The organism is Helcococcus kunzii ATCC 51366 (assembly GCF_000245755.1).
In the GTDB taxonomy this organism is placed as follows: Bacteria; Bacillota; Clostridia; order Tissierellales; family Peptoniphilaceae; genus Helcococcus; species Helcococcus kunzii.
Genome location: NZ_JH601089.1, coordinates 68,229 through 73,536 on the forward strand (window position 1 = coordinate 68,229; position 5,308 = coordinate 73,536).

Here is a 5,308-nt window from a genome sequence, read left to right on the forward strand (position 1 = left end):
AGAATCTTTTTATTTTTCTATTTATTTTTTATTCATTACTAAATTTAACATTTTTTAAATTATACCTCTTGACTTTTAATAGTTAGTCTTTCTTTTTTTAGGATAACTTTTCTCTTCTTTGTTCACTTTTTTTAGTATAGAATAAATATAATCATTTGAATTATCTTCAAACATAGAAATAAAAACAGATTTCTTTTCGTTATTAAATATATCATTTGCAAGATATGAAGACTTTCCAACACCAAATTTACCATTTAATAAAATAGTTGACCTTATATCATCATATTCTTTAGTATATTCTATTTCCGTTTCTCTAATTTCATAATCTTCTGTTTGTTCTTTTTCATTTATATTATTTATTTTTAATGGAAGTCTAAATCTAGAATTTAAAGTCAATAATATTAATTTTTCTTTTAAATCTAATTCTTTATAATATTTATTTTTTTTATGATTATTTTTACTTTCAGTAGATTTATTAACTTTTTTTATTTTTTCTATATATAATTCATCATAATTTGGGATAACTTCTGAATTTACTATCTTGAACGTTACTTCATATCTGAATTCTATGTAATATATTCCTTCACTTTCTATATCAATATAATCATCAATTTTATAATAATGTTTTTTGCTTAAATATTTCTTATCAGAAGTCGGTAAGATAATAATCAGATCATCATTTTTTTCTTTTAGTTCTTTAATTTCATATTGATTTTCATCACTTTCAATTCCACCAAATAGGTTTAATTGAAATATAGATGATTGATCTATATAATCTTTTATTTTATTATTTTTAAAATCAATATCACATAGAAATTTAGCTTTATTCAATTGAGATTTTGAATTTATATAAGTGTTAATATACGCTTTTTTATCATTAAATATTTTATTATATACTGTAAAGAAATTTTTAATAAATAAGTTTTTATATACCAAAGTGAATATTAAAGTAAATAAAATATTCAATAAAATATTATAAATTAAGGATATACCCGTACTTTTAATAAAAATTATATACATTATTAACACAGTTAATAGTATTACCATATGAAAAGAGTTTCGAGATAAAAAATAAATTAACTTTCCAAAGTACGATATATTTTTTATTTTTTTATATTCACATATAAAAATAACTAAAATAAAAGTTAATAATACTGTCATCAAATTTATAATATTGCTTATACTTGCATCACTAGAACTAATACTTTCAAGTTTAATTCTTAATAATGAGACTATAATAGCTAATATCAAAGGAACAAAAATTAATAATAATATTAAATTCCACAAAATTCTTATACCAAATTCATATTTTAAAATCCATACTAATCCCGTCTTAAAACTTACTTTATTTAGATTTTCACTTACTATATATATTATGAATAGCACAATTAATATTATGAAGCTCCAATTTTCGTTAATAATACGTATGAAACTTTTAATAAATGTGTAATTATTAATAAGTCCCATAAAGTATGGTATTATATTAAACACTATATTTATAATACATGACAAAATTAATATCACAGAAGTTGCTGCAGAAATTAATTTAACTATTCTTTTATTAATAACTTTATACATATACATTCCTTATATATTAATAGATATATTGCCCCATTCACTAATGCATAGCCTTAAAATATTAGGTATTATCTCTTTCTTTCATTATCTTTTTTAATAAAATTCTTAAAAATCCCGCCATTGTCGCAGAATTTAAATATGGTTGCGCAAAATGATTTGATGTTAATGAACCTATTAATTCTGAAATAAGCTTTTTTCCATCCTCAATCGAAATATTTTCATCATAACTCTTTATATCATCAAAAAATTTAGTCATATAAATTTTTTCATATTCTTCAAGACCGCGTTTTATCCAAAACATATCATACAATGTTTCTTTATATGCTTTTAACCAATCCCACATTATTTCTGGATCATTAACATTAGGATTCTCTGAATGGCACCTCTTACAAAGCAAGACAAAATTAGATGGATTATCCTCTCCACCTAATGACCTAGGAATTATATGGCAACGTTCTAATTTCCTTTCGTAGCCACACCTCCAACATCTATTTAAAGCTTCTGATGCATCAATACTAAGTTCACTTTCATCTATTTTCGAAAACCAGTATTCATATATTTCCTCTTTTTTAGTTTTTATATGTTTTGACATAACTCACCCTATTTACTCACATCAATATCATGAATTCTTAAAGATACCAATGAATTCTTTACTTTATCAAACTGTTCATTTGTGCTATATATACTTAGCGCTTCCGTCATAAAAATAGCTTTATAGTTAAACACGAAGCTATCTATTAGTAACTCCACAATATCAAAAAACATGTGTTTGTTTACAAAAATTGGTATCCCAATTAGATTTACAATTAATGAAAAATTTTTTGTAGCATGGTGATGAGCGCTAAAATTCATATAAAAATCGTTAAAGAACAATACATCACTTTCATAAAAATATGAAACTAAATCCTTAAAGACATGTAAGTCTTTATTATTCCAAATTTCAATTCTATCTTTCGCTAATGGACTAAGTCCTTCACTATGAAATGTAGGAAATGGACAATTCGAACTATCAGTTAGTTTATATCCATAGTCCTTGCCAAAGCATAGAAAATGATAATATAATATATAAAACACTTTATTATCTACTTCCTTATTAATAAGTATATAATGTATGAATCCAAGATACTCTCTAGACAATCTAGCCTCAGAAGATTTGATATCCAGCCTAAAATTATCTTCTCTGCGTTCATAAATTACCCCAGTTAATCTATCAATATTTTCCTCTCTAGTCTCAAAGTATTTTTTACAATTTTCTGTTACTAATACAAAATCTGATAATTTGTATTTTTTTGATATTTTTTCTATTCTTTTTTTTAATTCTGTATGTTGTAGTAAATAATTATCAATGTCCTGTTTAAGCATATTTTTCATAAATGTTCTCCTAATTTTGTTAATCACTTAACAATTATAATTTTACTAAAATCTTTAAACTTCTCTTAATAATCTATACTAGAACCTTAAGTGTATTACATTCTAGTAAATTTTGACTCTAAAGGTACCATAGATATGTCATAAGAATCTTTAACTATTTTTGGGCTTGAAAGGCAATAGAAAACTGATCGTAGATTTCTAAGTATCAATCATTTCTTGATATAATAAGTTCCTTTTCCTTTACCTTTTTTATAAATCAATCCTTTTTCTATTGATGAATTTAATATTCTTATTAATATGTCTTTTACAAATCCACTTAAACTTTCTATTTCTTACAAAGAAAGTAATAGTTTTATTATTATTTATTTTCTCTTTCCATATAATTACTTCGTTTCTAATCACATTATACAATCGTGGCATTTAGTTTGAAACGAATAAGCAATTGTTGCAAATTATATGCAATGATATTTTCGGGACAAGAGAACAACTGATTCAACGTGCCTCGAGTCGACACTATAGATAAAAAGCCCGTTTTTGTGTTTTCGCAAACATATCATAGACTTTTTTAGCATTTTCCTCGTATTTGTAAACATATCATAGGGATTTTTATACTAGTATGTATTCAGAAACATATCGAGTTATATGTTTGTCTATATACCCCACATTATAAAATCTTATATCTAAATATAATTAATCTTACTTATATTATACACAAAAAAGACCCTACTTATATGTAGAGTCTTTAATCTATCTAACTTCTATTTTTATTCCTGACTTAAATTCAACTAGTATGCTATCTCCATTTATCTTATTTAATTCAATTAAAATTCTTATTACTAAGTCATCCAAGGTTTCAACTATAATCCTTATGCAATTTTTATAGATTCCTTATTCGTTCAGTTTCTCTGTCATCAATTACAAAACTTCCATCATTGATTTCATTTATTCTATCTATGAGTCTTCCAAGTAAATCTAACATTTTTTCTTTATCAAGTCTTTCTTGTTTTTTATCAAAATAAACTGGTTCGTTATTATAATTTATTTTGTAATAAAACGAATAAAGAGCTTGAATTTCTTCGTTTATTTTTTGTAAGTATTCATCATTATCTACTACTTCGATTCCTGTTACTAGTTCTTTTTTCTGTGTGTCAAAAACATCTTTCCATAATGGACCTGATATAAAATCTAACATTATTTTTAATCTTTTCACTATTTTGAACCTCCTGAATACACTGATACAATAAAACCATTCGTTCCTACACCTGCTATTACTACGTATTCGTTTTTATATTCGTAAATTTTTTCTATGCCATCATTCTTTTCTTTAGAACTTACTTCCATTCCTTGTGTAAAAATATCGTTTATTTTCGATGGTATACTTTCCTTTGATACACCAAATTTATTTTCAAAATAACCTGAATGCTTTTCTATAATATGTTTTAACCCTTTCTTACTTGTTCATTTTTCTAACCATACTAATTCATTTTTCTTTGTTTTCGCAATCATAACTACATCTTCTTTATTGAATTTATTGCCACTTTTTTCTAACTCATCCATTAGATGTTCTGGTTTTAACACTCCTGATGTAGACTTATAATTTCCACTAATCCCTGTTTCCATAACGCACCTTTGCAAAAACTCTTGATGTGTAACTAGGGTAATGGACAATTTCTGCCTTATCTATATACTTTCTAAAAATATCTTCTGGCATTTCACCATGAACTAAGACTTTCTTAGGTTTTAACTTTTCAATAAATTCTTCTAAACCTTGCTTAAAATAGTGTTGATCTACTTTACGTTCAATACATCCATGAGTACTAATACAGTAAATACCACCCATCTCTAAGCCATCGAAACCTTCTCCTGTCACTCCACCTTACATTTGGAATGACGTAAAGTCCTTGTGATTGCATATAATGTCCAAGTGATCTATTTATATGAGTATTACTTGCCTGTTCTGAATAAGGCATGTCTCTATAAAGTGAAAAATCTGGAGAGATAACACCTTTAAATGATTTCAACTCTCCAATGTATTTATTAGGATTGCTTAATAGCTGAACAAATTTATCATCATTGATAAAAAAATGAATAAATAAATCGTTCTGTTCTTTATATTCATTCCTTTTATCAAATGGAATCATGTCCAGAGGAATAATCTCCTCTTTTTCCTGAAAAACAGTAGGTAATTCAAACTTTCCATCAAATTCTGCATTTTGTACTAAGGCTTCAGAAAATCCTTTAAACTTATTTTCAACATCCTACACAATTCTTCCTTCTCATATTTCTTTGGACAGATAAGAGAATTTTAAGTAAACAAAAAAAGACCTACTAAAGATTTCCTTTAATAGGTCTGAAATAT

The 5,308-nt window shown here is 25.2% G+C and carries 6 protein-coding genes and 1 pseudogene; all 7 read right to left on the reverse strand.

Annotation, left to right across the window (positions count from 1 at the left end):
- Positions 1-75: 75 nt before the first annotated feature.
- On the reverse strand, positions 76-1,578 hold the full coding sequence (locus tag HMPREF9709_RS09045) for a hypothetical protein (RefSeq protein WP_005399318.1): 1,503 nt from the start codon (positions 1,576-1,578) through the stop codon (positions 76-78).
- Positions 1,579-1,639: 61 nt separating this feature from the next.
- Positions 1,640-2,170 (reverse strand): HNH endonuclease, encoded by a 531-nt coding sequence (locus HMPREF9709_RS09050; RefSeq protein WP_005399319.1) that lies wholly within the window; start codon positions 2,168-2,170, stop codon positions 1,640-1,642.
- 8 nt (positions 2,171-2,178) lie between these two features.
- On the reverse strand, positions 2,179-2,949 hold the full coding sequence (locus HMPREF9709_RS09055) for a hypothetical protein (RefSeq protein WP_005399320.1): 771 nt from the start codon (positions 2,947-2,949) through the stop codon (positions 2,179-2,181).
- Between the two features lie 877 nt (positions 2,950-3,826).
- Positions 3,827-4,159, reverse strand: coding sequence for a hypothetical protein (locus HMPREF9709_RS09060; protein ID WP_005399321.1), 333 nt, complete (start codon positions 4,157-4,159; stop codon positions 3,827-3,829).
- On the reverse strand, positions 4,159-4,383 hold the full coding sequence (locus tag HMPREF9709_RS10205; RefSeq protein ID WP_211204529.1) for a hypothetical protein: 225 nt from the start codon (positions 4,381-4,383) through the stop codon (positions 4,159-4,161). Before HMPREF9709_RS10205 ends, HMPREF9709_RS09060 begins: the two co-directional genes overlap by 1 nt.
- A gap of 24 nt (positions 4,384-4,407) precedes the next feature.
- The gene (locus tag HMPREF9709_RS10210; protein ID WP_005399322.1) at positions 4,408-4,569 is read right to left on the reverse strand and encodes a hypothetical protein; all 162 of its coding nucleotides are present in this window, start codon (positions 4,567-4,569) and stop codon (positions 4,408-4,410) included.
- Positions 4,553-5,105: pseudogene (locus HMPREF9709_RS10440) on the reverse strand (DUF4417 domain-containing protein). The gene HMPREF9709_RS10210 and the pseudogene HMPREF9709_RS10440 overlap by 17 nt, the downstream one beginning before the upstream one ends.
- Positions 5,106-5,308: the final 203 nt, after the last annotated feature.